This window comes from Amycolatopsis sp. NPDC102522 (assembly GCF_055584485.1).
In genome coordinates, this window is sequence record NZ_JBVJLY010000034.1 from 44574 (window position 1) to 64519 (window position 19946).

The window sequence follows — 19946 nt, forward strand, 5'->3', positions numbered from 1 at the left end:
AGCGTTACGAAGCAGCACCTCGAGATGGCCGACGACCTCGAAAGCGGCGGAGGACGTTCGAGCACTCCACTCGTACAGCCGCAGGGCCGCGACCTTGTCTCCCGAGGCGCCCTCGAGGCAGGGGGCCATCCGGGGTTCGGACAGCAGGTTCCAGACCATGGATTCTTCGGTCTCGACGGATGGCACCCGAAGCTGCTACCGTCAGTGACGAACGCCCCAGTGTCGCCTCTGATTCAAGCGCCTGGGGCTTCTTCACGTCACGGGGACACTGCTCAGCTCGCACCCGGGGACGAGTCCGGTTCGCGGGGTGCTGGGGCCACCTGGCCGTTGCTCTCCGAAGCACCGGAGGCCGCTGAAGGCGGCTCACCCTTCGGCGTGGCCGCGTCGAGGAAGCGCAGCAACTCCACCGGGAACGGCAGGACCAGCGTCGAGTTCTTCTCCGCCGAGACCTGCACGACCGTCTCCAGCAGCCGCAACTGCAGCGCCGCCGGGGTGTCGGCCATGGTCGCGGCCGCCTGCGAGAGCTTGTACGACGCCTGCAGTTCCCCGTCGGCCGAGATGACCCGCGCCCGCCGTTCGCGTTCGGCTTCGGCCTGGCGTGACATCGAGCGTTTCATCGACTCCGGCAGCGCGACGTCCTTGATCTCGACCCGGTCGATGTGGATGCCCCAGTCCAGCGCCGGGCTGTCGATCATCAGCTCCAGGCCCTCGTTGAGCCGTTCGCGGTTGGACAGCAGATCGTCCAGGTCGCTCTTGCCGATGATGGACCGCAGCGAGGTCTGCGCGACCTGGCCGACGGCCGAGCGGTAGTCCTGCACGTTGACCGCGGCCAGCACCGGGTCGATCACCTTGAAGTACACGACCGCGTCCACCCGCACGGTGACGTTGTCGCGGGTGATGCCGTCCTGCGCGGGGATCGGCATCGTGACGATCTGCATGTTGACCTTCTGCAGCCTGTCCGCGAACGGCACCAGCATCGCGAGCCCTGGCTCCCGGATGGCCGGGCGCACCCGCCCGAACCGGAACACGAGACCGCGTTCGTACTGCTTCACCACGCGAAGGCTGGCCGCGACCCAAGCTCCGCCCGCGACGACGACCACACTGAGAATCTCGACCACCATGGCTGCTCCCCGGGGTTGTTCTCACTGTTCACGGTACGCCCGGCGGGTCACGGGAGAAACACGGTGGACAGGCCTGCCAAGGTGGGTTCGTGACCGGTTTCAAGATCCCGCCCAAGTTCCTCGACCGCGCCGCCGAACTCGGCCCCGGAGCCGCCGAATGGCTCGACTCCCTCCCGTTCCTCGCCGAGAAGTACACCGCCAAATGGCAGCTCGAGTACGACGGCGAGGCCATGCACGGCTTCGTCGGTGTCGCCCAGCCCGTCCGCCGCGCGGACGGCTCCCCCGCGATCCTCAAACTCGGCTGGCCGCACGAGGAATCCGACGACGAACCGCTCGCACTGTCCACTTGGGCCGGTCAGGGCGCGGTCTTGCTGTATGACAACGTGCCCCAGGACGGCGTGCTGCTCCTGGAGCGGCTCGACGCCACCCGCTCGCTCGAAACCGAGCCGATCCAGCTAGCCGTCGAGACGGTCGGCGCGTTGGCGCGACGGCTGGCCGTTCCCGCTCCCGAAGCACTGCAGCGATCCCTTCGCGAGGAAGCCGCGGAGCTGGTCACCGAACTGCCGGAGACCTGGAGCGAACTGGGCGAGCCGTTCGATCGCAAGTACGTCGACGCGGCCGTGGAGATCTGCGTGAACCTCGGGCCGGAAGCCGGCGAGCTGATGGTGAACGAGGACCTGCACTTCGAGAACGTCCTCGCCGGGGAACGGGAACCGTGGCTGGTGATCGATCCGAAGCCGCTTTCGGGTGACCTCGAGTTCGGCGCGATCTCGATCCTCTGGAACCGCGCGGAAGAGTCCACAATGGACGAGAAGATCGCGTGGTTCGCCGCGGCGGCCGGAGTCGATGTCGAACGAGCCCGTGCGTGGACGCTCGTGCGCGCCGTGCAGAACTGGACCTGGCTGTACGAAGACCTCGCCGAGGGCGCCTCGTACGAGACCCTCGCCGAAGATCCGGCCTACGCCGCCGTCCCGGGAATCGCCGCCTGGGCATTGCGGTGATCACACGAATCGTCGCGGGCCCCGGGAGCCGATAGCCTTCGGGCATGGCAGCCGTGAACAGGGTATTCGCAGCCCAGCTGGCCGGTTTGCCGGTATTCGGGCCCGATGGTGAATCGATCGGCAAGGTGCGTGACCTGGTGGCGGGCCTGCGCCTGGACCAGCAACCGCCGCGGATCCTGGGCATCGTGGTCGAGCTGACGACGAGGCGCCGCGTGTTCGTGCCGATGTTGCGCGTGACCTCGATCGAGCCCACCGCCGTCACGCTCGCCACCGGATCGGTGAACATGCGGCGTTTCCACCAGCGGCCCAACGAGGTGCTGGTGGTCGGGCAGCTGTTCGACGCGTACGCCACGCTCACGGGCTCGGACACCCGCGTCACCGTCGTCGACGCCGGCATGGAGCCGACGAGGACCCGGGACTGGGTCCTCGCGAAACTCGCGATCCGCGAGCGGTCGAGCAGGCTCGGGCTCGGCAGGCGGCGCGCGCCGATGCAGGTCCTGCCGTGGTCGGAGGTGTCCGGGCTCGGGCTCACCGACCTGACCGGCCAGACCCAGGGCGCGGCGCAGCTGCTGATGCTGTTCGACACCATGCGCGCGGCCGACGTCGCCGCCACCATCCGCGACCTGCCGCTGAAACGGCGGCACGAGGTCGCCGACGCGATGGACGACGAGCACCTCGCCGACGTCATCGAGGAGCTTCCCGAAGACGACCAGAAGGAACTGCTGTCCTACCTCGCCGAGGAACGGGCCGCCGACATCCTCGAAGCGATGGACCCCGACGACGCCGCCGACCTGCTGGCCGAACTGGCGCCCGCCGAACAGAGCCGCTTCCTGGAGCTGATGGAACCCGAGGAGTCGGCGCCGGTGAAGCGGCTGCTGAAGTACTCCTCCGACACCGCGGGCGGGCTGATGACGCCCGAACCGGTGGTGCTGACGCCGGACGCGACGGTCGCGGAGGCACTCGCGCACATCCGCAACGCCGATCTCCCGGTGGCGCTGGCGAGCATGGTGTTCGTCTGCCGTCCGCCGACGGAAACGCCGACGGGGCGTTTCGTCGGCGTCGTCCACTTCCAGCGCCTGCTGCGCGAACCACCCGCGGAGATGGTGGCGAGCGCCGTCGACACGCAGTTGCCCGCGCTGCGGCCGAACGCCACGTTGTCCGAGGTCACCCGCTACTTCGCCGCCTACAACCTCACCTGCGGGCCCGTGGTGGACGCCGAGGACCACCTGCTCGGCGCGGTCACCGTCGACGACGTGCTCGACCATCTGCTCCCGGAGGACTGGCGCGAAACCGGGCTGCACGACATCACCGGCGATAGCACTGTCGACACCGAGGAGGCCGAGCGTGCCTGAACTGACTTCCGGGCGGCGGCTCGACCAGCCCCGCGGCCAAGGCCGGTTCAGGCTGAACATCGATCCGGACGCCTTCGGCAGGCTCACCGAACGGGTCGCGCGGTTCCTCGGCACCGGCAAGTACCTGTTCTGGCAGACGCTGATCGTCATCATCTGGATCGTGCTGAACCTGGTGGCGGTCTCGCTGCGGTGGGACCCGTACCCGTTCATCCTGTTGAACCTGGCGTTCTCGACGCAGGCCGCCTACGCCGCGCCGCTCATCCTGCTGGCGCAGAACCGGCAGGACGACCGCGACAGCATCTCGCTGAAGGAAGACCGGAACCGGGCCGAACAGACCAAGGCGGACACCGAATACCTCGCCAGGGAGCTCGCGTCACTGCGGATCGCGGTCGGCGAGGTCGCCACACGCGACTTCCTGCGGAGCGAACTCGACCGTCTCCGCGAAGATCTTGACGTCAAGCCGCGCAAGGGCAAACCCGACCGCACGCCTACCGGTACGTAACATGGACGTGTGACCAGTACGCAGCAACTCCCCAGCGTCGACGACGTCCGCACCGCGCTGAAGGCCGTGTACGACCCGGAGATCAAGAAACCGATCACCGAACTCGGCATGGTCAAGGGCGTGGAGGTGGGCTCGGACGGTGTGGTCACCGTCGGGATCTACCTGACGGTCGCCGGCTGTCCGTTGAAGGCGACACTGACCAACGACACCACCGAAGCCGTCAAGAAGCTCCCCGGCGTCAGCGACGTCCGGGTCGAGCTCGACGTGATGAACGACGAGCAACGCACGGAACTGCGAAAATCCCTGCGCGGCGACGCCACGGAACCGGTGATCCCCTTCGCGCAGCCGGGCTCGCTGACGCGGGTCTACTGCGTCGCGTCCGGCAAGGGCGGCGTCGGCAAGTCCTCGGTGACGGTGAACCTCGCGGCCGCGATGGCCGAGCGCGGGCTTTCCGTCGGCGTGGTCGACGCGGACATCTACGGGCACTCGGTGCCGCGGATGCTCGGCGCGCGGGAGAAGCCGACCAAGGTCGACACCATGATCATGCCGCCGCAGGCGCACGGCGTGAAGGTCATCTCGATCGGCATGTTCACCCCCGGCAACGAGCCCGTCGTGTGGCGTGGGCCGATGCTGCACCGCGCGCTGCAGCAGTTCCTCGCCGACGTGTTCTGGGGCGACCTCGACATCCTGCTGCTGGACCTGCCGCCGGGCACCGGTGACATCGCGATCTCGGTGGCGCAGCTGATCCCGAACGCGGAGATCCTGGTCGTCACCACCCCGCAGCAGGCGGCCGCCGAGGTGGCCGAACGCGCGGGCGCGATCGCGCTGCAGACGCGGCAGCGGGTCGCCGGGGTCATCGAGAACATGTCGTGGCTGGAAACGCCCGACGGCGGGCGGATGGAGATCTTCGGGTCCGGCGGCGGGCAGTCCGTGGCCGACTCGCTGTCGAAGTCGATCGGCTCGACCGTGCCGCTGCTCGGGCAGGTCCCGATGGACCCGCGCTTGGTCTCCCACGGCGACGCGGGCACGCCGATCGTGCTGGCCGAGCCGGACGCGCCGGCGTCGCTGGTGCTCAAGGAGGCGGCGAAGAAGCTGACCGTCCGGGCGCGCGGGCTGGCCGGGATGATGCTGAACGTCACCCCCGCGGGCCGCTGACCTTAAGGCCCCCTTCACACCTTCCCCAAGTACGTGAAGGACCCCTTCATTGCGCTAGGCGCAATGAAGGGGTCCTTCACGTACTGCCGACGGCCGAGCGGCGATGACGCGGCGGTACAGGGACTCGTGAGTGGCAAGGACGGTTAGAACCGTTGTTACCACTCACGAGGCTTGAGCTGGGTCAGGTGGCGTCGGGGTCGACCGGGGGGCGCTCGCCCGGCTTCAGCGGCTCGGGCTGCGAAGCCGTCGCCGGGTAGCCGTTGGGCTTCGAGGCCCCGTTGGAACCGTTCGTGCCGTTGGACCCGTTGGTGCCGTTGACGTCCTTGAGCCCCAGCGGGTCGGAGTCACCGTCGAACAGGTGCTGGGTCACGACCCGCTTCGGGTCGAAGTTCCGCAGGCCGCGCAGATCCTCCAGCGGCTTGCGCAGCTGGTCGAACTCCGGGCCCATCTCTTCGCGCAGTTGCGTCTTGGCCCCGGTCGTGAAATCGCGGACCTTGCGGACACTCTTCGCGAGCCAGGCCGCCGCTTCGGGCAGCCGTTCCGGCCCGAGGATGAAAAGACCCGCGACGACGATGATGAGGATCTCGCCCCAGCCGACACTCTCGAACACCTGTGTGAACCTCCGCCTCGGCGTCTTCCCCGTTCAGGGTACCCGCACGGACTCGCTAGTCCGAGGCCAGTTTCACGTCCACGACAAGTGAAGACCCATCCCGGACAAGGCGGACAGGGACCACTTCGCCGACTTCGCGCGCGCGGACCGCGACGAGCAGTTCCGCCGAGTCGCGCACGAGCCGCCCGCCGACCTCGGTGATCACGTCGCCTTCCTTGATCCCCGCCGACGCGGCCGGGCCGCCGGGGGCGACGTTGCGGACCTGCGCGCCCATGGTGCTGGAGCCCGCGACGGTCGACGAAGCGTTGATGCCGATGTCGGGGTGGACGACCTTGCCGTCCTTGATCAGGGTTTTCGCGATCTTCACCGCGTAGTCGCTCGGGATGGCGAACCCGATGCCGATGCTGCCGCCCTCGGCGCTGGACGAGCGGATCGCCGAGTTGATCCCGACCAGCGCGCCGGTCGCGTCGACGAGCGCGCCGCCCGAGTTGCCGTGGTTGATCGCGGCGTCGGTCTGGATGGCCTCGTAGATCACCGGCGAACTGCCGCCGTCGCCGCCCGCGGTCACCGGGCGGTTGAGCGCGCTCACGATGCCCGCGGTGACCGAGTTCTGCAGCGCCAGCGGCGAACCGACGGCGATCACCGAGTCGCCGACGGCGAGGTCGGACGACTTCCCGACCTGCAGCGCGGTCAGGTTCTTGACGTCGACCTTGACCACGGCCAGGTCGGTTTTGGCGTCGGCGCCGACGACCTTCGCCTCGACGCGCCTGCCGTCGAAGAACACGGCGGTGACCTTGGTGGCCGAGTCGGTCGCCGCGGCGGAGATCACGTGTTCGTTCGTGAGCACGTAGCCCTGGGTGTCGATGACGACGCCGGAGCCCTGCTGGCCGGAGTCGGCGCCGGGCTTGAACACCTCGAGCGAGACCACGGCGGGCGCCACCCGGTGGGCGATGTCGGCGATCGAACCCGCCGGCCGTTCCTTGGCCGCGTCGGCCTCGGAGATGCTGGCCTGACCGGTCAGTTCGGTGCCGGTGTCGGCGAACCACCAGCCGATCAGCCCGCCCGCGGCGCCGATGACCAGCGCGACGGCGGCGAGGATCGCCAGCGCCTTCGTCTGCACACGCCGCCCGAAGAGGACCTCGGGAAGGCTCAGCAGCGCACCTTGCGGGCGCTTCGCGTCCTTCTGTTCGTCCGAGTCCTGCTGCACGGCGGGCCCGGCGAGCACCGCGCCGGAGCCGGGATCGCGCCACGGGTCCGAAGTCGTGGTCCAGAGCGGACCGTCGGCGTCGTTCGCGGGAAGTTCGGAGCCATTGCTCCCGTGCGGCCGCTCCAGCACGACCCCTTCGGCGCCCGGCGGGCGGCGGAAGGCCTCGGCGAGCGATTCCGGTGTCGGCGGCGCCAGGTTCAGGCCCGGCGCGGCCTGCCCGTTCGTCCCGGGCTGGTACAGCTTGTCGAAGGCTCCGTCGACGCCGCGCGGCCTGCCGAACGTGGCCGCCTGCGCCGGATCGACGGCGGGCCGGGCCAGCGGGCGCGGCGCCAGCCGATCCCCCGCCGGGTCACCAGGCTGCTGCGGATTCGCGTTCGGCTGCTCGGTCATCATTCCCCGGGGCTGAGATCAGGTTGGCCGGACGCGAGAGTACGCCAAGCCTTGACCTGGATTCTGCCGTGACCACGGTGAAGTGCGCGTTGATTCCCCGGAACGCCAAGAAATGTGACACTTGCGGCAACCATGTCTCACATCTGGCAGTCTAACGGGCATGTCGGAGAACCCGGGAGCCCCTTTCCCGCCCCAGAACGCCCCTCACCAGCAATGGCCCCAGCAACAGTGGTCTCAACCCCAACAGCAGTGGCCTCAGCAGCAGGGCTGGCCGCAGCAGCCGCCCAAGAAGAAGGGCCTGTCCACCAAGGTGAAGGTGCTGCTGCTCGTCGCCGCGCTCGTCGTGGTCGGCGGCGGGATCGGCCTGGTCGTCGTGATGAAGTCGGTCGCGGGGCCGGAGAAGCAGGCCGGGAAGCTGACCGAGGGCGACTGCGTCGTGCTGACCGGATCCGGCAAAGGGGCCGACGCGGTCAAGACGCCGTGCGACTCGCCTCAAGCGCCGTACGCGGTGAGCCTCACCGGCATCGACAAGGGCGATTGGGACTGCAAAGAGGGCTTCTACAGGTACGCCGTCCCGACGCCGATGCGCGGGGAGGGCGTCGCCCTGTGCCTGGCGATCAACGCCAAGGTCGGGTTGTGCTTCGACGACATCGGGAGCAAGACCCCGCCGCCGCTGAAGGACTGCGGCTCGGCGCGGCTGAGGATCAGCGAGGTCTTTCCGCAGATGAGCGTGGTGAACAGTCCGTGCAAGGAAGGCACGGCCGAAGTCATCTCGTACGCCAGCTACGGGACTTCGAAGTTCAAGAGCGCGACGATCTGCTTCGTCAAACCCTGATCAAGCAAACCCTGACGAAGCAGATCAGCGGGCCGACACGGGTACGGGCAAGCTCGACGTGCTCGTCGGGCTCGGGGTGGGGCTGAAGCTCGGGCTGGGCGACGGTTCCGGCTTGGCGCCACCCAGCTGCGCGGGCAGCAGGCCGGCGTTGACGCCCTGCGGCGGCACGAAACCCGTGTTCGGCTGGTCTTCGGTGCCGTCACCCGAGGTCGCCACCAGGGCCAGGGCGCTCAGCACCAGACCCGAAACGACGACTCCGGCGCCCTGCGCGTACTTCCGCCGGGCGAGGCCGAACCGCCCGCCGCCGAGAACGTTCGGAGACTGGCCCAGGGGCGCCGATGATCCCAACGGCGTTGTCCCCGATCCCAACGGCGTCGTGCCGCCCAGCACTCCGGTGTCACGAAGGCCGGCGACCCTGTCGGGCCGCTGGATGGCCACCAGCTGGCCGTCCGCCGTCATCGCCAGGTTGTCCGGCGTGCCGGGAAGTTCGGTGTTCTGCGGGATGGAGCACAGGCTGGCCAGGAAACCCGCCGACATCGACGGGGCTCCGGCCTGCTTCACGGCCGCGACGGCCTGACGCTGCGCGGCGACGTCGCCCGCGCAGGACCGGCAACGGGCGATATGCGCCGAGGCCCTGTCCTGAGCGCCGAGGGACAGCTCGCCGTCCACGAAGGCGACGATGGCGTCCGGAAGCAGATGCGACTCGGGGAGTCCCCAGCCTCGCGGTGCGGTCATACCCCCACCTTCGCAGACTCCCGCGCCTCGGCGCGACGACGCTCCAAAGATGCACGAAGTGCCTGGCGACCGCGGTGGATCCGGCTGCGCACGGTGCCGAGCTTGACACCGAGAGTGGCACCGATCTCCTCGTACGAGAGGCCTTCGACGTCGCACAGCACGACCGCGGCACGGAACTCGGGCGGCAACTCGTCGAGCGCGGCCTGCAGGTCCGGGTCGAGATGGGTGTCCGTGTAGACCTGCTCGGGGCTCGGGTCGTCACCGACGATGCGGTCGGTGTCCTCGGGGAGGCCTTCCATCCGCACTCGCGAGCGGCGGCGGGCCATGTCGAGGAAGAGGTTCGTGGTGATGCGGTGCAGCCAGCCCTCGAACGTGCCGGGCTTGTAGGACGCGAGGGAGCGGAAGACCCGGATGAAGGTCTCCTGCGTCAGGTCCTCGGCGTCGTGGGCGTTACCGGTCAGGCGGTACGCCAGCCGGTAGACGCGGTCGGCGTGCTCACGCACGACCTCGTCCCACGAGGGTGGCGTCCATGCGGCCTCGTCCACCGTCACCGGTGTGACCTGGTCCGCGTGCTGGTCTTGCATCGTGTCCTGCATCGGGGAAGTAGGCACCTCCATCAGCGTCTTCTCCCAACTACTCCACCCAACGCGGGCGATGTGCACGGTGTTCCCGTTGTCGAGACCCAGTCTGTCCGGCCTGCTTATGTTTCTAGTGAGACTGGACTGAGAAGAGGCTGAGAAGTCGGTACCAGGGAGTCTTCTGCTCTTTTGGTGATAGGCAGCGCTAACCTCCGCGTGTGAATTCCGGGACGCATGCGGGCTCCCCTGCCGAGGCCGCCGACGCCGACCTCGTCGACGGGTACCTCCCCGACGACGAGGTTCTGGCCACCGCGCGGGCGCGGTCGGCCGATCTGGGATGCGGTCCGCTGAGCGCGGGCGCGGGTGCGACTCTGCGTTTTCTCACCACGACGCTGCGGGCGAAGGCCGTCGTCGAGGTCGGGACCGGGGCAGGCGTGAGCGGATTGTGCCTGCTCAGGGGCATGGTCGACGACGGGATCCTCACTTCGATCGACATCGAGCCCGAGTACCACCGGGCGGCCCGGTCGGCGTTCCGGGAGGCCGGCTACCCGCCGGGGCGGACCCGACTGATCATGGGCCGCGCGCTCGACGTCCTCCCCCGGCTCACCCCCGGCGGCTACGACCTGGTGTTCGTCGATTCGGCGCCGGTCGAGTACCCGAGTTGCTACGAGAAGGCCGTCGCGCTGCTCCGGCCCGGCGGGATACTGGCGTTCCACAACGTCTCCGGCGCCAGGGTGACCGATCCCTCACGACGCGATCCGGACACCCTCGCGCTGCGCGAGGTCGCGCGGGCCTTCCGGGAGGACGACCGGCTGGTCCCGGCGCTGCTGCCGGTGGGCGGCGGGCTGCTGGTCGCCGCGATCGCGTAGCAAGGGACCTTTGCTATCGCCGGGGGCTGAAGGACGCCTTCGCCCCATCTGACGTGGCGAAGGACGCTTTCACCACGTGAGATGCGGGGAAAGTCCCCTTCAGCCGCGTCCCGGCCACCACGGCGGCCGCGGCGAGCGCCAGCCAGCCCGCGGTAAGCACGATCAGCCAGGTCCAGCCCGCGTGTCCGTAGACGGTCGCTCCGACGGCGCCGCCGATGCTGCTGCCGAGGTAGTACGAAAGCGTGTAGAGCCCGCCCACCTGGCCTCGGGCGTTCTCGGGCGCCTCCGCGGCGGCCCAGCCGTTGGCGACGGCGTGCGCGGCGAAGAACCCGCCGGTCAGCACCACGAACCCGGCGATGACCATGGGCAGCGAGTCGGACAGCGTCAGCGCGGCGCCGGCGATCGTGAGCAGCAACGCGCCGGTGAGTGACCGGCGACGGCCGAACCGGCCGACGACCTTGCCCGCGGTCGCCGACGAGACCGAGCCCATCGCGTAGGCGAGGAAGACGAGCGACGCGATCGCGGGCGAGAGGTTCAGCGGCTCGCCGGTCAGGCGGAACCCGGCGGCGTTGTACAGCGCGACGAACGACCCCATCGCCAGCAGCGCGACCGCGTACTGGACCAGCAGGACCGGCTTCCGCACCGCCGCGCCGAGGCCCGCCAGCACCGCCCGACCCTGCTCACGCAACCGCTCTGACCTGCGACGATCCACCGAAGTGAGAGCAAAGGTCCCTTGCTCCCCCGGCGGCAGGGCCAGCACCGTGACCACCGCGCAGACCAGCCCGATCACCGCGACGACGATCAGCGCGCCGTGGTACCCGAACGGACCGGCGGTGAACCCGGTCGCGAGCCGTCCGATCATGCCGCCGACGGTGTTCCCGGCGATCATCGCGCCGACCGCCGCCGCGAGCCCGGCCTTGCCCAGCCGTTCCGCGAGGTAGGCCGCGGCCACTCCGGGGAACCCCGCGATGGCGACCCCCTGCAGCGCCCGCAGCACGAGCAGCGCCGGATAGCTCGGCGCCAGCGGCAGCAGGAAACCGAACACGACCGACGCGACCACCGAGGCGATGATCACCGGACGCCGTCCCACGACCTCGGAAAGCGCCGCGATCGGCAGCACGGCGATCGCGAGCGCGCCGGTCGCGACGCTCACCGCGAGCGAAGCGCCACCGGGATCGAGGTGGTACTGCTCGGCCAGCTGCGGCAGCACCGACTGCGGCGCGTAGAGCAGGGCGAACGAGGAGATCCCGGCCGCGGCGACGGCGATCGTCACCCGGCGGGTGGTTCCGGTGGCAGACACGATCCTGAAGCTAAGCCTGGCTAACCAATACGTCTAATACGATCATCTGCCACAATCGATACTGTGCTGAATGAAAGGATGACCGCCCAGCTAGCCCCCCAGCTCGCGCTGCTGACCGCACTCCGCCGCACGACGAACGTCACACGCGCGGCCGAACTGCTCGGCGTCCCCCAGCCCACGGTGAGCCGCCGGATCTCGGCGCTCGGCGAGGCACTCGGCGCCCCTTTGACGGTCCCCGACGGCCGCGGCATCCGGCTCACCCGGGCCGCCGAACTGCTGGCCGACGCCGCCGAACGCGCCCTCGCCGCCGTCGACGCCGGAGTCCGCCAAGCCCGCGAAGAGGTCGACCCCGGATCCGGGCACGTCGTCCTCGGCTTCCTGCATCTGCTCGGCCGGTCGCTGGTCCCCACCCTGCTGCGCGGCTACCGCGCGGACCATCCGGGAGTCCGGTTCACCCTGATCCAGGGCTCACGGCAGGACATGGTCGACAGGCTGACCAGCGGCGAACTCGACCTCGCGCTGCTCGCGCCCGCGCCCGTCGACGACCCGCTGCTAGACACGGCCGTGCTCGCCGAGCAGGAGATCTTCCTCTCCGTCCCGACGTCGCATCGCCTCGCCGACCGGCCCAGCGCCGCCATCGAGGATCTCAAGGACGAGGAATTCGTCCTCCTCGAAACCGGCTACGGCCTCCGCACCATCACCGACGAACTGTGCGCCGCGGCCGGCTTCGAACCGAAGATCGCCTTCGAGGGCCAGGAGTCCGACACCGTCCGAGGGCTCGTCGCGGCCGGGCTCGGGGTGGCGCTGCTCCCCCGGTTCGAGCCCGGCAGCCCGGCGGGTGTCGCCGAAGTCCCGCTGGTGCCGCCGGTCGGGCGGACCATCGGGCTGGCGTGGCGCAAGGACGTCGTCCTGCCGCCCGCGGTCCTGCGGTTCCGGGAGCGGGTTCGCGCGCAACACTGGTGACGATCGTCAGGGTCGGTCCCTACCGTTCGTCCACTGTGGCGGACCCGTGTTTTTCGCTAACTTCGGGTGAATGTACGACGACATCGTGGGGTTGGCGGGCGCGAGCCCTGGTTGGCTCCAGGCGGTCGGCGTCCTGTTCACCGAAGCAGGACTGCTCGCCTTCGCCGCGCTCTTCGTGTGGATGATCTGGCGGGCCCGCGCTTCGCCCGTCCGGCTGGCCACGGCACTGCTGCCGCCCGCCGCGACCGCGATCGCGTACCTGATCAGCGAAGCGGTGAAGAGCGTGATCCAGGAAGACCGGCCGTGCCGGCACCTCGTCACGCTCGTCGCGTGCCCGCCGACCGGCGACTGGTCCTTCCCGAGCAACCACTCCACGATCGCCGCGGCGGCCGCCGTCGGACTGGCACTCGCCTGGCGGCGACTCGCGCCGTGGGTAATCCCGGGCGCGCTACTGATGGGCTTCTCGCGGGTCTTCGTCGGCGCGCATTACCCGCACGACGTTCTCACCGGACTCGTCCTCGGCGCTGTGACGGCGTGGCTCGTGTTCCGGTACCTGTCAGGCCCCGCGACCAAGCTCGCCCGGCGGCTCACCGCCCATGCCGGAGACGCGCCGACCCAGCCCATGCCGCGGGTGCCGCTGCGGGGCGATAGCAAAGGTCCCTTGCTCCCGCCCCGCAGGTAACCGCAGGTCAGGCGTAGGAGGCGACCAGTTCGACCAGCGTCCGCGCCGCGAAACCGGTGGCTCCCGGCACGACGTCGGCGTAGGTCTTGTCGGCCCGCGCGGGGCCGGCGATGTCGAGATGCGCCCACGGCACGTCGCCGACGAACTCCCGCAGGAACAGCGCCGCGACGATGCCGCCGGGGCCGCCGGGCGCCTGCCGGATGTCGCCGAGCGAACCCTGCACGGTCTCTGCCAGGTCCTCCAGCAGCGGCATCCGCCACCAAGCCTCGCCGACCCGCTCGCCCGCCTTCGTGACCCGCTCCGCGAGCGCGTCGTCGGTGGCGAACACGCCGCCGGTCCGGACGCCGAGAGAGACCTTCATGGCGCCGGTCAGCGTCGCCGCGTCGATCACGGCGTCCGGCTTGTGCTTCTTGATGCCGTAGGCGAGCGCGTCGGCCAGGACCATGCGGCCCTCGGCGTCGGTGTTGCCCACTTCGGTCGTCTTGCCGCCGTAGTGCCGGACGATGTCGCCGGGCCGGTACGACGAACCGGACACGTGGTTCTCGGCGGCGGGGACCAGCCCGGTCACCTTGACCGGCAGGCGCAGCGCGGCGATCGCGCGGACGGCGGCGATGATCGCCGCACCGCCCGCCATGTCGGTGCGCATGAGGTGCATGCCGTCGGCCGGTTTGATCGAAAGGCCGCCGGTGTCGAAGGTGATGCCCTTGCCGACCAGCAACAGATGCGTCGTCGCCCCACGCGGCCGGTACTCCAGTTCGATCAGCCGCGGCGGCGCGGCCGAACCGCCACCGACGGCGAGGACGCCGCCGAAGCCCTGTTCGGCCAGCCACTTCTCGTCCCTGGCCGTCACGGTCAGGTTCGGGATGCCGCCGGACACCCGCGCGGCCGTGTCGGCGAGCCAGGCGGGGGTCTTGATGTTCGACGGCGTGTTCGCCAGATCGCGCGCGAACGCGGCGGCCGCGGCGAGTTCGCGGATCCGCTCCAGCGCCTTCTCGTACGCGGGCACGGCGCGTTCGTAGCGAGTGAGCAACCGCACGGCCCGCAGGCCCGGCTTCGGCTCCTCGGCCGTCACCGTGAACCGGTAGCCGCCGAGCAGCAGCCCGAACGCGAGCTCCTCGATGTGCTCGGCGCCCGCGTCTTCGGGCAGTTCGACGGCGAAGGTGCGGAACGCCTTCTGCCCCGCCTTGACGTCTTCGTCCAGCGCCGCCGAGACGGCGCGGACCAGCGCGGCACCGGCCTTGCGGTACTGCCGCGGTTCGCCGTCGCCGACGCCTGCCAGCCAGCGGGTGCCGCCGGTCGGCACGGTCTGCACGTCGCCGGCCTTGCCGGAGGGCCGCACACCGCCGATCTCCGCGAGTCCGGCGTCACCGTCCTCTTCGGACGGCACCGCGATCAGCGTGGCCAGCGGCGTACCGCGCCGCAGGTCGTCCGAGACCTCGAGTTCGAGCAGCTTCCCCGGAACGGGGGGTAGCGGGTTACGCACAGTGAGCGACCTCCGGGCGCAGATGAACCGCGACCCCGGCCTCCGAAGGGAGACCGGGGTGCGGGTGGTTGAACGTTGGTGCGGTCCGGCTCAGCCGGTGACCTCCTGCAAGGCCGCGCCGAGATCCTTCGCTTCTTCCGCGGAGAGTTCGACGACGAGGCGCCCACCACCTTCCAGTGGTACGCGCATCACGAGGCCCCGCCCCTCCTTAGTCACTTCGAGGGGACCATCTCCGGTCCGGGGCTTCATGGCCGCCATAGCGTGCTCCCTCCGTCTCAACCGCGCGCCCGGGTCGCGCTCGTCAAAGCCAGCCGGGTCTACTGTCCATTGTCCCTCATCAGCGGCCGAGCGCGAACGCGGACCGATCTTTTGCCGCCGTATCGGTGCTGGTATGCGGCTCGCGAGGCTGAAAGACTCCTCTCAGACCGCAGTTTCGCCGACTAGGAGATCCCGTGACCACATCCGACGTTCTGCTGACCGCCGACGCCGATGGCGTGCGCACCTTCACGCTGAACCGGCCCCAGGCGTACAACTCGCTGACCGTCGAACTCAAGGAACTGCTGCTGGCGGGCCTGACCGAGGCCGCGGCCGACGACAGTGTCCGCGCGGTCGTCCTGACCGGTTCGGGCAAGGCGTTCTGCGCCGGGCAGGATCTGAAGGAGCACGTCGGACTCCTGCAGGCGGGTGACCCGGCGCCGCTACACACGGTCAAGGAGCACTACAACCCGATCGTCAAGACCATCGTCGGGATGCCGAAGCCGGTCATCGCCGCGGTGAACGGCCCCGCGGCCGGCGCGGGCGCCGCCTTCGCCTACGCGAGCGACCTCCGGATCGCGGCGACGTCGGCGAACTTCCTGATGGCGTTCGCGAACGTCGGCCTCGGCCCGGACTCGGGCGCGTCGTGGACGCTGCAGCGGCTGATCGGTCTCGGCCGCGCGGCCGAACTGATGCTGCTGGCGCGCACTGTCGACGCGGCCGAAGCGCTGACGCTCGGTCTGGTCAGCGAGGTCGTCCCGGACGAGGAACTGGCCGCCCGCGCGCAGAAGGTCGCCGCGAAGCTCGCGGCCGGCCCGACGGTCGCGTACGCGAAGATCAAGAACGTCCTGTCCGTGGCCGCCGAGTCCTCGCTCGAAGAGGCGCTGGACGCCGAGGACGCCGCGCAGTCCGCGCTGGGCGCGACCGCCGACCACACCGAAGCCGTCGAAGCGTTCGTGGGCAAGCGCAAGCCGACCTTCCAGGGCAAGTAGCGCTTGAGGTCTCGTGAGTGGTGAGTGTCGTTCTAACGACAGTTACCACTCACGAGACCCAGTGCTCACTTGCGCCTTTTGACGGCCCTGTAGTGCCGCGTGGCTTTAGCGACGTCGGCTGCGGCGAAGGCGGGTGCTCTCTCGGGGTGGGCCTGATCCCCGTCGCCTACACCACGCGGTCTAAGCGGCCCGGAAGCAGTCCTTCACGTGGTCGTCGACCATCCCCGTCGCCTGCATCAGCGCGTAACACGTCGTCGGGCCGAGGAATACGAAGCCGCGCTTCTTGAGTTCCTTCGCCATCGCCTTCGACTCGTCGGTGATGGCCGGGACGTCCGCCATCCGCCGCGGACGGGCATGCGAAGAAGGCGCGAACGACCACAGCAGGTCGTCGAGCGAGCCGTCGAGTTCCGAGATCGCCCGCGCGTTGTTGATCGCCGCCAGGATCTTCGCCCGGTTCCGCACGATCGACGCGTCTTCCATGAGACGGGAAACGTCGCCGTCGGTGAAGACGGCGACCTTCTCCGGCACGAAGCCGGCGAACGCCTTCCGGAACGACTCCCGCTTCCGCAGGATCGTGATCCAGGAAAGCCCGGACTGGAACGACTCCAGGCACAAGCGCTCGTACAGCTCCTCGTCACCGTGGAGCGGGACGCCCCATTCGGTGTCGTGGTACGCCACGTAGTCCGGGGCCGAGTTGCCCCATGAGCACCGCTTGATCCCGTCCGTGCCCAGCAGCCCCGCCTCAGCCAACCCGATACCCCTCCGCGTACTTCACGAATTTCTGCAGGCACAGCCGCAGTCCCAGTTCGAAACCCGGTTTCGCGACCGGCCAGCCGAGCCGTCCGACGACGCCGAACGGCGGCCGCAGATGCTCCGCCCAGACGAACGTCGAAGAATGCGGCCCCTTCTCGATCACCTGGAACACCCCGGTGCCCTGCACGATCTTGCCGAGGTGCTTCACGACGCACCGCAGCGGTGGCTCCCAGCTGGTGATCTCCATGGTGTCGGTGAACCCGATCCCGGCGATGCCGGTGAACGCCGAAAGCTTCGAGCCCACACTGCGCCCGTTGCCCTCGACGACCTTGACCTCGGTGCCGAGCATCCATTCACCCTGGCGTTCCCAGTCGGTCAGGGCGAGCCAAGCCGTCCCGGCCGGCACCGCGACGTCGACGGAGACGACGACATCGGTCACCTGGCGCCCTCGCGCTCAGCCTCCAGCTCGGCCACCTTGGCGCGCAGGTCCTCGATCTCGACGCCGAGCCGCCGCATCACCCAGTCCACTTCGGACATCTTGTAGCCGCGCAGCACCATCTGGTAGCGGACGGCGTGGACGTCCTCGGCGGTGATGTCCTCGGCGGGCAGCCTGGTCGGCGAACTGCCGGGCGGCAGCGGGGCGAGCTCCTCACCCCGGCCGAACACCACGGCGGCCAGCAGAAACACCACCGCGGCCACCAGCAGCATGACTACGAGATAGATCAGGGCGGTCGTCACGCCACGATCGTGGCACACGAACGCCACGATCGTCGCGCCAGCAACGCGAGTCGCACGCTGAGCACCGCCCAGAAAATCATCAGGATCCCGCACGGCACGGACAGGAACAGCCGCGACGCGTCCAGGATCCCGGTGGCGAACACCATCAGGGCGACCGAAAGCAGGTTCAGCCCGACGGCCTCGCCGATCAGCACGCCGGTGGTCTTCACCAGCCGGACGCTGTCCATCCGCCGGGAGAGCCGTCGCATGCAGAGGAGCGCGAACACCCCCAGCACCGGCACGACGTAGACCGAGGCGTGGGTGAACTGGGCGACGTAGTGGTACCAGGACGGGGTGGGCGTCGTGAGCCGCGACCAGTCGCCGAAGGTCCACTTGCGGGCGAACTCCCAGGCCAGCTGCATCAGCGGCACGCCGAGGATCAGTTTCCAGAGGGTGCGGGTCCCGGCGTGCATCCCCAGTTCGGCCTGATAGTCCCGCGCGATCAGCTGCACCGGCCCGAAGTCTTCGACGGCGCGCCGCTGCGCGTCGTGTTCGCTCCAGCCGCCGTCGCGGTAGGCGTCGGCGGCGTCGTTGAGCCCGTCCCGTGCCTCGCGCAGCAGATCCCGCTTCGCCGTCACGGGGCCGTCCAGCCGCGTGCGCAGCTCGCCGAGGTAGGCCTCGATCACCGTCATGCCGTGGTTCTCCAACTCCGCGCGACGACCGTGAGCCGCGTGCTGAACAAGATCCATGTTCCGGACAGGGCCGCGCAAGGCACGCTGACGAACAGGCGGGCGGGCTCCAGCAACCCGGTCGCTCCGCCGTACGTCGCGACCGCGAGCAGGTTCAACCCCAGCGCGCCGGCCAGCGACCACGAGACCACGCGAGCGACGAACGGCCCTTCCCGGCGACGCGAGAGCAGCCGGGCGACGATCACCCCGCCGACGGCGACCACCGGGGACAGCGCGGCCAGCGTGTCGGCCGTGCCGATCGCGCGGTAGTACCAGGATGGCGGCTGACCCAACCGTGTCCAGTCCCCGGAGCTCAGCACCCGCGCGAGATCCCAGGCGAGGATCAGCAGCGGGACACCGACGATCAGCTCCCACAGGACGCGGATGTCGCGCCGCAGCCCCAGTTCGGCCTGGTAGTCACGGGCGATCAGGTCTGCCGGACCGAAGTCGGCGACGGCACGGTGTTCGGCGTCGTGTTCGGTGACACCGCCCGCGCGGTAGGCCTCGGCCGCGTCGTGCAGACCGTCCCTGGCCTCGGTGAGGAGATCGGCTTTCGCACTCGCCGACCCGCTCAGCCGCCTGCCCAGGTCGCCGACGTAGGCCTCGATGGCGCTCATGCGGTGACCAGGGAACGGGACCGGAAGGCCGGCGAGAGCAGCCAGAAGCTGAACGCCGCCCAGCCGATGGACAGCACATTGCACGACAGGCTCATGTTCATCCTGGACGGGTCGAGGACCGCCGTGCCGAGGGCGAGCAGGAGCATCGCCACCAGGTTCGCGATCGCCGCGGCCGCCACGGTCCAGCGCGCGAAGCCCGCCAGTCGCGTGCCGTCGAGCCTGCGTCCCAGCAGACGGGTGCCCAGCAGCGCGGCCGCGCCGATCACGGGCGAGACCACGACGAAAAAGCCGGACAGGCCGACGACGGAGAAGTACCAGTCCGGGGTCGGCTTGTTCAGGTTTCCCCAGTCCCCGTAGGTCCAGACCCGCGCCAGTTCCCAGGCCACCTGGAACAGCGGGACACCGACGATGACCTTCCACAGGGTGCCGATGTCGCCGCGCAACGCCAGTTCGGCCTGGTACTCGCGGGCGATCACGGCGGCGGGACCGAAGTCCGCGACGGCCCGGCGTTCGGCTTCCGCTTCCTCGGCACCGCCTTCGAGATACGCCTCGGCCGCGTCGGTCAGACCGTCCCTGGCCTCGGTGAGCAGATCAGTCTTGGCCCCCGCCGACCCGCTCAACCGTCTGTCCAGGCCGCCTATGTAGGCCTCGATCGCGCTCATGCCGTGCTCCCCCCGAGGACACCGCCGATCACGGTGGTGAACTCCTGCCACTCCGCCCGCTCCGCCGACAGGGCCTTCTGCCCGGAGCGGGTGAGCTTGTACGTACGACGTTTGCGGCCGGACACGACATCCCATTCGCTGGCGAGGAACCCGGCGCGCTCCAACCGGCGAAGCGCCGGGTAGACGGTGCCCGTCGGCAGGTCGAGCGCACCGTCACTGCGGAGCTGGAGCGCCTCGATGATGGCGTACCCGTGGAGCTTCCGGCCGTCGAGGACGGCGAGAAGCAACGCGTCGAGGTGCCCGCGCAGGCTGTCGGCCTTCATAGATAGACAGTCTACACATCGCCGACTCACAGGGTAGTCAGGTCTTTCCACCGGTCACCTCAGGGAATTACCCCGAGATCGCCCCGATTTCATAGATTTCGTGGCTACATGTAGCC

The 19946-nt window shown here is 69.6% G+C and carries 24 protein-coding genes; 9 read left to right on the forward strand and 15 right to left on the reverse strand.

From position 1 onward, the window contains the following. Positions 1-272: 272 nt before the first annotated feature. On the reverse strand, positions 273-1121 hold the full coding sequence (locus ACZ6YV_RS41645; RefSeq protein WP_465514901.1) for a slipin family protein: 849 nt from the start codon (positions 1119-1121) through the stop codon (positions 273-275). A gap of 89 nt (positions 1122-1210) precedes the next feature. Here ACZ6YV_RS41645 and ACZ6YV_RS41650 point away from each other — a divergent pair, with 89 nt between their 5' ends. The 4 genes from ACZ6YV_RS41650 to ACZ6YV_RS41665 are packed head-to-tail and all read left to right on the forward strand — an operon-like array spanning position 1211 to position 5131. Beyond that, entirely contained in the window at positions 1211-2122 is a 912-nt protein-coding gene (locus ACZ6YV_RS41650) for an aminoglycoside phosphotransferase family protein (RefSeq protein WP_465514902.1), read from the forward strand. A gap of 44 nt (positions 2123-2166) precedes the next feature. Beyond that, positions 2167-3474, forward strand: coding sequence for a magnesium transporter MgtE N-terminal domain-containing protein (locus ACZ6YV_RS41655; RefSeq protein WP_465514903.1), 1308 nt, complete (start codon positions 2167-2169; stop codon positions 3472-3474). Next, complete coding sequence (locus ACZ6YV_RS41660) at positions 3467-3976, forward strand: DUF1003 domain-containing protein (RefSeq protein ID WP_465514904.1); 510 nt, start codon at positions 3467-3469, stop codon at positions 3974-3976. The genes ACZ6YV_RS41655 and ACZ6YV_RS41660 overlap by 8 nt, the downstream gene beginning before the upstream one ends. 9 nt (positions 3977-3985) lie before the next feature. After that, positions 3986-5131: an Mrp/NBP35 family ATP-binding protein gene (locus tag ACZ6YV_RS41665; protein WP_465514905.1), complete on the forward strand. Its 1146-nt coding sequence runs from the start codon at positions 3986-3988 to the stop codon at positions 5129-5131. 181 nt (positions 5132-5312) lie between these two features. Here ACZ6YV_RS41665 and tatB read toward each other — a convergent pair whose 3' ends face one another. Then, on the reverse strand, positions 5313-5741 hold the full coding sequence (tatB, locus tag ACZ6YV_RS41670; RefSeq protein WP_465514906.1) for a Sec-independent protein translocase protein TatB: 429 nt from the start codon (positions 5739-5741) through the stop codon (positions 5313-5315). Between the two features lie 55 nt (positions 5742-5796). Then, entirely contained in the window at positions 5797-7338 is a 1542-nt protein-coding gene (locus ACZ6YV_RS41675) for a S1C family serine protease (protein WP_465514907.1), read from the reverse strand. Between the two features lie 160 nt (positions 7339-7498). Between ACZ6YV_RS41675 and ACZ6YV_RS41680 the strand changes: the two genes are divergently transcribed. Continuing rightward, on the forward strand, positions 7499-8173 hold the full coding sequence (locus tag ACZ6YV_RS41680) for an LppU/SCO3897 family protein (RefSeq protein ID WP_465514908.1): 675 nt from the start codon (positions 7499-7501) through the stop codon (positions 8171-8173). 24 nt (positions 8174-8197) lie between these two features. Here the strand turns inward: ACZ6YV_RS41680 and ACZ6YV_RS41685 are convergent, their stop codons facing one another. Continuing rightward, positions 8198-8908 carry a zf-HC2 domain-containing protein gene (locus tag ACZ6YV_RS41685; RefSeq protein ID WP_465514909.1) on the reverse strand — a complete coding sequence of 237 codons (711 nt, stop codon included), beginning with the start codon at positions 8906-8908 and terminating at the stop codon, positions 8198-8200. After that, positions 8905-9525, reverse strand: a complete 621-nt coding sequence (sigE, locus tag ACZ6YV_RS41690; RefSeq protein ID WP_378240684.1) for an RNA polymerase sigma factor SigE — start codon at positions 9523-9525, stop codon at positions 8905-8907. The genes ACZ6YV_RS41685 and sigE overlap by 4 nt, the downstream gene beginning before the upstream one ends. Positions 9526-9704: 179 nt before the next feature. Here sigE and ACZ6YV_RS41695 point away from each other — a divergent pair, with 179 nt between their 5' ends. Next, entirely contained in the window at positions 9705-10355 is a 651-nt protein-coding gene (locus tag ACZ6YV_RS41695) for an O-methyltransferase (protein ID WP_465514910.1), read from the forward strand. Between the two features lie 13 nt (positions 10356-10368). On the opposite strand, the gene ACZ6YV_RS41700 is transcribed toward ACZ6YV_RS41695, so the two are convergent. Beyond that, positions 10369-11628: an MFS transporter gene (locus tag ACZ6YV_RS41700; protein ID WP_465514925.1), complete on the reverse strand. Its 1260-nt coding sequence runs from the start codon at positions 11626-11628 to the stop codon at positions 10369-10371. Between the two features lie 105 nt (positions 11629-11733). Between ACZ6YV_RS41700 and ACZ6YV_RS41705 the strand changes: the two genes are divergently transcribed. Continuing rightward, on the forward strand, positions 11734-12618 hold the full coding sequence (locus tag ACZ6YV_RS41705; RefSeq protein ID WP_465514911.1) for a LysR family transcriptional regulator: 885 nt from the start codon (positions 11734-11736) through the stop codon (positions 12616-12618). 70 nt (positions 12619-12688) lie between these two features. Then, positions 12689-13300 carry a phosphatase PAP2 family protein gene (locus tag ACZ6YV_RS41710; RefSeq protein ID WP_465514912.1) on the forward strand — a complete coding sequence of 204 codons (612 nt, stop codon included), beginning with the start codon at positions 12689-12691 and terminating at the stop codon, positions 13298-13300. A gap of 7 nt (positions 13301-13307) precedes the next feature. On the opposite strand, the gene ACZ6YV_RS41715 is transcribed toward ACZ6YV_RS41710, so the two are convergent. Together ACZ6YV_RS41715 and ACZ6YV_RS41720 are read right to left on the reverse strand one after the other, a co-directional pair. Next, positions 13308-14783, reverse strand: a complete 1476-nt coding sequence (locus tag ACZ6YV_RS41715; RefSeq protein WP_465514913.1) for a leucyl aminopeptidase family protein — start codon at positions 14781-14783, stop codon at positions 13308-13310. 90 nt (positions 14784-14873) lie between these two features. Next, a complete protein-coding gene (locus ACZ6YV_RS41720) occupies positions 14874-15041 on the reverse strand; it encodes a DUF3117 domain-containing protein (RefSeq protein ID WP_005155393.1) in 168 nt (55 codons plus the stop codon). A gap of 194 nt (positions 15042-15235) precedes the next feature. On the opposite strand from ACZ6YV_RS41720, the gene ACZ6YV_RS41725 reads away from it, so the two are divergent. Next, complete coding sequence (locus tag ACZ6YV_RS41725) at positions 15236-16030, forward strand: enoyl-CoA hydratase/isomerase family protein (protein WP_005155394.1); 795 nt, start codon at positions 15236-15238, stop codon at positions 16028-16030. A 180-nt stretch (positions 16031-16210) separates the two neighbouring features. Here ACZ6YV_RS41725 and ACZ6YV_RS41730 read toward each other — a convergent pair whose 3' ends face one another. The 7 genes from ACZ6YV_RS41730 to ACZ6YV_RS41760 are packed head-to-tail and all read right to left on the reverse strand — an operon-like array spanning position 16211 to position 19830. Further along, positions 16211-16780, reverse strand: a complete 570-nt coding sequence (locus tag ACZ6YV_RS41730) for a DNA-3-methyladenine glycosylase I (protein WP_465514914.1) — start codon at positions 16778-16780, stop codon at positions 16211-16213. Then, entirely contained in the window at positions 16773-17222 is a 450-nt protein-coding gene (locus tag ACZ6YV_RS41735) for an SRPBCC family protein (RefSeq protein ID WP_465514915.1), read from the reverse strand. Before ACZ6YV_RS41735 ends, ACZ6YV_RS41730 begins: the two co-directional genes overlap by 8 nt. Beyond that, positions 17219-17521, reverse strand: coding sequence for a DivIVA domain-containing protein (locus ACZ6YV_RS41740; RefSeq protein WP_378240854.1), 303 nt, complete (start codon positions 17519-17521; stop codon positions 17219-17221). The genes ACZ6YV_RS41735 and ACZ6YV_RS41740 overlap by 4 nt, the downstream gene beginning before the upstream one ends. Further along, positions 17518-18192 (reverse strand): permease prefix domain 1-containing protein, encoded by a 675-nt coding sequence (locus tag ACZ6YV_RS41745; RefSeq protein ID WP_465514916.1) that lies wholly within the window; start codon positions 18190-18192, stop codon positions 17518-17520. The genes ACZ6YV_RS41740 and ACZ6YV_RS41745 overlap by 4 nt, the downstream gene beginning before the upstream one ends. Further along, complete coding sequence (locus tag ACZ6YV_RS41750) at positions 18189-18845, reverse strand: permease prefix domain 1-containing protein (RefSeq protein WP_465514917.1); 657 nt, start codon at positions 18843-18845, stop codon at positions 18189-18191. The genes ACZ6YV_RS41745 and ACZ6YV_RS41750 overlap by 4 nt, the downstream gene beginning before the upstream one ends. Next, a complete protein-coding gene (locus ACZ6YV_RS41755) occupies positions 18842-19507 on the reverse strand; it encodes a permease prefix domain 1-containing protein (RefSeq protein WP_465514918.1) in 666 nt (221 codons plus the stop codon). The genes ACZ6YV_RS41750 and ACZ6YV_RS41755 overlap by 4 nt, the downstream gene beginning before the upstream one ends. Then, a complete protein-coding gene (locus tag ACZ6YV_RS41760; RefSeq protein WP_378240850.1) occupies positions 19504-19830 on the reverse strand; it encodes a helix-turn-helix transcriptional regulator in 327 nt (108 codons plus the stop codon). Before ACZ6YV_RS41760 ends, ACZ6YV_RS41755 begins: the two co-directional genes overlap by 4 nt. Between the last annotated feature and the right edge of the window lie 116 nt (positions 19831-19946).